This is a genomic window from Pseudoxanthomonas sp. F11, assembly GCF_037046485.1.
Classification (GTDB): domain Bacteria; phylum Pseudomonadota; class Gammaproteobacteria; order Xanthomonadales; family Xanthomonadaceae; genus Pseudoxanthomonas_A.
The window spans coordinates 1-5577 of sequence record NZ_JBANLZ010000007.1 but is presented as its reverse complement, the minus strand read 5'-3'; the positions used below and the strand labels follow the sequence as shown (position 1 = coordinate 5577).

Here is a 5577-nt window from a genome sequence, read left to right as displayed (position 1 = left end):
GATGGCCAGCTGGTTGGCCTGGCGGGCGCTTTCCGCGTTCTGGCGCACGGTGGAGGTCAGTTCCTCCATGGAGGCGGCGGTTTCTTCCAGGTTGGCGGCCTGCTGCTCGGTGCGGCGCGACAGGTCGCTGTTGCCCGATGCGATCTCGCCGGCGGCGGTGTTGATGGAGGTGGAGGCGTCCTGGATGCGGCCGACGATGTCGGTCAGCTGGGCCACCGTCGCATTGGCATCGTCGCGCATGCGGGCGAACACACCGTGGAAGTCGCCTTCCATGCGCGCGGTCAGGTCGCCGCGCGCGATGGCCTGCAGCAGCTCCGAGACTTCGGCCAGGTTGCCGTCGGTCGTTTCCATCAGCTGGTTCAGACCGTCGATCATGTCGCGGAAATCGTACTGGTACTTGTCCACGTCGCCGCGCTGGCTGAAGTCGCCCGACGAGGCCGCCATCGCCAGGCGCTTGATCTCGCCGTTGATGGCCGACAGATTCGCCTTGGTGGCGTCCATCGTCTCGGTCAGGTTGGCCTTCTCGCCGGGCAGCTTGGGCATGTCCAGGCTCAGGTCGCCGATCGAGTAGCGCTGCATGATCTTCAGCGCATCGCCGATGGCCTGCAGGTGCGAGCCGACCAGCGCGTTGGTATCGCGCACCATGCGGCCGTAGTCGCCGGGGAAGGCGCTGTCGTCCATGCGGTAGCTGATCTGGCCTTCGTCGTGGCGCGCGGCCATCTCGCTCTGCGCGGCGATGACCGACTGCACCTGGATCTGCATGCGCTGCATGGCGGACAGCAACTGGCCCACTTCGTCCTGGCGGCTGGTGTCGATCTTGCCGTCCAGCTTGCCTGCGGAGACGTCGTTGGCCACGCGCACGGCTTCGCCGACGGCGTTGGCGATGGCACGCGCGAAGAACCAGGCCAGAGCCAGGCCGCCCACGATGCCGGCCAGCAGCATGATGACCATCAGGGTGCTGGAGGCGGCATAGGTACTGTCGGCCTTGGCGCTGGCCGTCCTGGCCTGCTGGTCGACGACGTTGATCAGGGCGGTGATGGCCGCGAGCGCCTTGCGATGCTGGTCGCGCGTGCTGCCGATGAAGGCGTCCACGGCATCGTCGGGCAGGCCCAGGTCCAGCATTTCCTGCACTTCGGCATAGGACTGCTGGGCGGCCTTCCATTCCCTGACGAAGGCGTCGTAGGCCTTCTTCTCTTCCGGGCTGGCGATCAGCGGGACATAGGCCTTGATGGCCTTCTCGATTTTCTTTTCCGTCTGCGCGGCCAGTGCCTTGGCGTCGGCCTTGACCGCATCGCTGGCGCGCACGTGCTGCCGATAGGAGGTGGTGCGGTACTCGCCCAGCAGGCTCTGGAGTTCGCCGGCGGCCTTCACGCTGGGCAGCACGTTGCCGGTGACGTCCGTGGTGGCGTTGTTCAACGAGTTCAGGCCGACGAAGGCGGCGATGCCCTGGACCAGCATCAGGGCCAGCACGACGCCGAAGGCCAGCATCATCTTCGTCGTCAGTTTGAGGTTCTTGATCCGCTGCATGGGAGTGTTCTTCCTTTACCGGGGCGCGCGCCGCGCCGCTCTCGGGTGTGTCCGGGGCATGGCAGGGCGCCTGTGCGCCCTGCCGGCGGTGCGCCTCAGCGGATCGTGGCCAGCTTCAGGTTGGAGGGCGAATTCACCACGATCTCGGCGCGCGAGCTGTCGCGCTGGATGGTCCCGATCACGCACACGTCCTTGCCTTCCAGCTCTTCCGGGGCCGGCTTGAACTTGGCACGGGCGTCGCCGGGAATGCGCGCGGTGAAGGTGTGGCGCGGGAAGCTGCCACCCATGTACAGAAAGGTCGGCGTGCCTTCGGCGTTCTCGGCGAAGCGGGCCTTGCCCACCTTGCCGCAGACGGTGCCGGCCTTGCCGGTGAAACGGGTGGCCATGTCCGCCGGGATCGCGTTGTCGACCTGCGACTGGCTGTTGGCCGGCGAGGCGGGCATCAGCAGGGCGGCGCCGACGACGGCGAGGGACAGGGTCAGGGCGGATGCGATTTTCATTCCAGTGGCTCCGGGTTTGCAGAGAGGGGTAAAGGCTCACTGCCTGAAATCGGCTTCCTGCGCCCAAACTTGAGGTGAACCCGTCGACGGAATGGCCGCATGCATGCGAATGGGCGGTCGGTCACACTTCGCCGTCCGCATGCCGTTCACGCCACGCGCACGGGCAGGGGGCCGGTCTCGACCGCGGCGGTATAGCGGTGCTCGGCCAACCAGTGCTCGAGCGGGCTGGGCAGCAGCGGTGGCGAGAACAGGTAGCCCTGCAGCACGGGGAAGCGCTGTTCGGTCAGGAATCGGTGCTGCGACTCGGTTTCCACGCCTTCGGCGACGACTTTCATGCCCAGGCTTTCGCCGATGCGCAGGACCGAGGAGGTCAGCGTGCGCGCGATGGCGCTGGTGTCGATGTCGCGCACGAAGCTCTGGTCCAGCTTCAGCTCGCTGATCGGAAGCCGGTGCAGGTGGCTGAGGCTGGAGTAGCCGGTGCCGAAGTCGTCCAGCGACAGGCGCACGCCCAGCACGTAGATGGCTTCGATGTTCTCCAGCACGTCCGGATCCGGGTCCAGCATGACGCTTTCGGTGATTTCCAGCGTCAGGTCGTCCGGCGACAGGCCGTGTTCGTCCAGCAGGCCTGCGATCTGCAGCGACAGTGCGGGTTCGCGGAAATTGATCGCGGAGATGTTCACCGACACGCGCGGGATGTCGATGCCGCGGCGACGCCAGTCGGCCATCTGCTTGCAGGCCTGGCGCAGCACCCACAGGCTGAGTTCGGCGATCAGGCCGCATTCCTCGGCCACCGGCACGAAGCGCGAGGGCGGGATCACCCCCAGATCGGCGTGATGCCAGCGCAACAGCGCTTCCACCCCGTAAAGCTGCCGCTCGTCCCCGCCCCCGACCTGCGGCTGGTACTGCAGCTGCAGCTGGTCCAGGCGCAGGGCGTCGCGCAGGGCGGTTTCCAGCGAAACGCGCTCCTGCGCAAGGCGGTTCATGTCCACGCTGAAGAAGCGGAAGCCGCCGCCGCCGTCGCTCTTGGCGCGGTACATCGCCATGTCCGCATGGCGGACCAGCAGATCGATGTCGCGACCATCGTCGGGGAACATCGCCACGCCGATGCTGGCGCTGGGGTGCAGGGTCATCAGCCCGGCGGCGGTGGGCGTGGAGATCGCCCCCAGTAGGCGCTCGGCCACGCTGCCCGCCTGCTCGGCGCTGCACATCGGCAGCACCGCCACGAATTCGTCGCCGGCCTGGCGGCCGACGATGTTGATGCCGCCCAGCTCCTCGCTCAGGCGCGCGGCCACATCGCGCAGCAGGCCATCGCCGGCCGCATGACCCTGCGCGTCGTTCACCCGCTTGAAGCGGTCCAGATCGATGAACAGCACTGCGGCCGTGCCGTTCGCCTGCGCGACGTTGGCCAGGGCCTGTTCGGCCTTGGCACTGAACATGATGCGGTTGGGCAGCCCGGTCAACGTGTCGTAGAAGGCCAGCTGGTGGACGCGTTCGTTGGTCTGTTCGCGCTCCAGCGTCAGCGAGCACAGGTGCAGGCAGGTGTCGGCCAGCCGTTCGTGCAGTTCGTCCGGGCCGCGGTTCTCGCGGTAGTAGAAGGACAGGGTGCCGAGGACGCGCCCGCTGCTGGACTTGATGGGATGCGTCCAGCAGGCGCGCAGGCCCAGCGGGGTGGTCAGGTGGCGCGTGCTCGCGCACAGCGGATCGCTGGCGATGTCCTTGACCAGCACGGCGCGGCCGCGCCAGGCCGCGGCACCGCAGACGCCGGCGCGCGGGCCGATGGCCATGCCGTCGATCTTGCGTGCCCAGGCTTCGGGCAGACTGGGCGAGGCGAGCGCGCGCATCAACCCCTCGCTGTCCACGGTGATGATGGAGACCGTCAGCTCGGGCGCGATGTGCTCCACCTCGCGGCAGATCAGCGTCATCACGTCGGTCACCGCCCACTCGTGCACCAGCGCGTCCAGCACCTTGTTGTGCAGTACCTGGTGCATCTTGGTCCGGGTGATGTCGCTGAGCACGCTCACCAGGCCCAGCAGCGCGCCGTCCTCGTCGTGCACGGGGTTGATGGCGGTGGACAGCCACAGCGGGCGCCCGGACTTGGTGTAGAGCAGCACCTCGGTCTGCAGGCCTTCGCCGGCCTTGATGGCGCGGTCGATCCGCGCGTCCAGCGACGGATCGGTATGCGGACCGGACAGCAGCTGCGAGGGCCGGATCCCCCGCAGTTCTTCCAGGCGGTAGCCCAGCATGCGGGTGAAGCCGCTGTTGACGTAGACGACCTCGCGGTCGGCCGAGCTGATGAAGATCGCGTTGTCGCTGCTGTCCACCACGATGGACAGCTGGCGCAGGCGTGCCAGCTGGCGCTGCTGTTCGCTGGTATCGCGGACGAACGCCGTGTGGAAGCTGTGCGCGCCCACCTCCATTCTGGACATCGATACCGAGCAGGCGATCTCGCTGCCGTCCGCGCGTCGCAAGGTCGCGTCGCGGTGGCTGCCGGTCAGTGCCGCCAGGGTCGCTTCGGGCGAGGCCGAGGTCTGGGGGGCAACCAGCAGGCGCGTGAACGGCAGGCCGTGCACGTCCTCGCGACGGCAACCCCACAGTGCCTCTGCGGCGGGATTGAACAGCACCACGCGATGGCGGGCATCGACGACGAAGGCGGCATCGACGGACTGCTCCAGCACCTGCCAGAGACTGTCCTGCGAGGGCGCCGTCGTCGCCCGTGCGTCGTGCCCGGGCGCCAGCGAGGTCAGCGTGCGTCCGAGCATGCGGGGTCCTTGTGGTGCGGGGGCGTCCGACAGCAGGCGTCGTCGTGGGTGGGGAGTGCGACGGTCATCGGAGGCCAGGGGTGGTGGGGCTTCTGGTCACTTATCGACCAGGGTCCGGATTACTTGAACGCAGTCACACGAGGGGCGCGTCGCCGCGCCGGCGGCCTCAGAACTCCTGCCAGTCCCCGTCGGCGAGGGCGGGTTCGAGCTTGCGCGGGGCCGGTTTCCGCACGCGGGCAGCCGGTGCGGCCGGCGCCTTGGGCGGCCTTGGCGCAGGCGCAGTCAACCGCGCGTGCGCGCCGGTCTCGGCTCGGCCCTGCAGTTTGAACACCGCCACCGATTCGGCCAGCGCGTGCGCCTGTTCTTCCATGGAGCGGGCGGCGGCCGAGGCTTCCTCCACCAGCGCAGCGTTCTGCTGGGTGGTCTCGTCCATCTGCACGATGGTCTGGTTGACCTGCTCGATGCCGGCCGACTGTTCCTGCGAGGCGGCACTGATCTCGGCCATGATGTCGGTCACGCGCTGCACGCTGGCCACGATCTCGCCCATGGTGGCGCCGGCCTGGTGCACCAGCGCCGACCCGTCGGCCACCTTGTCCACCGAGGTCTCGATCAGATCCTTGATCTCCTTGGCCGCGTTCGCGCTGCGCTGGGCCAGTGTGCGCACTTCCGACGCCACCACCGCGAAGCCGCGGCCCTGCTCGCCGGCACGCGCGGCTTCCACCGCGGCATTGAGCGCCAGGATGTTGGTCTGGAAGGCGATGCCGTCGATGACGGAGATGATCTCGGCGATC

At 68.2% G+C, this 5577-nt stretch carries 4 protein-coding genes; all 4 read right to left on the bottom strand.

The features are described from left to right. On the bottom strand, positions 1 to 1527 hold a 1527-nt coding region (locus V8246_RS16980), incomplete at its 3' end, for an MCP four helix bundle domain-containing protein (protein WP_336190293.1). 95 nt (positions 1528 to 1622) lie between these two features. Further along, positions 1623 to 2027, bottom strand: a complete 405-nt coding sequence (locus V8246_RS16975; protein ID WP_185896356.1) for a hypothetical protein — start codon at positions 2025 to 2027, stop codon at positions 1623 to 1625. A gap of 146 nt (positions 2028 to 2173) precedes the next feature. Further along, positions 2174 to 4786: an EAL domain-containing protein gene (locus V8246_RS16970; protein WP_336190291.1), complete on the bottom strand. Its 2613-nt coding sequence runs from the start codon at positions 4784 to 4786 to the stop codon at positions 2174 to 2176. Positions 4787 to 4952: 166 nt separating this feature from the next. Then, a partial coding sequence (locus V8246_RS16965) for a methyl-accepting chemotaxis protein (protein ID WP_336190290.1) occupies positions 4953 to 5577 on the bottom strand: 625 nt, incomplete at its 5' end.

Coding starts and splice junctions, on each gene's coding strand:
- V8246_RS16975 (WP_185896356.1), bottom strand. CDS start 2,027: ATGAAAATCGCATCCGCCCTGACCCTGTCCCTCGCCGTCGTCGGCGCC.
- V8246_RS16970 (WP_336190291.1), bottom strand. CDS start 4,786: ATGCTCGGACGCACGCTGACCTCGCTGGCGCCCGGGCACGACGCACGG.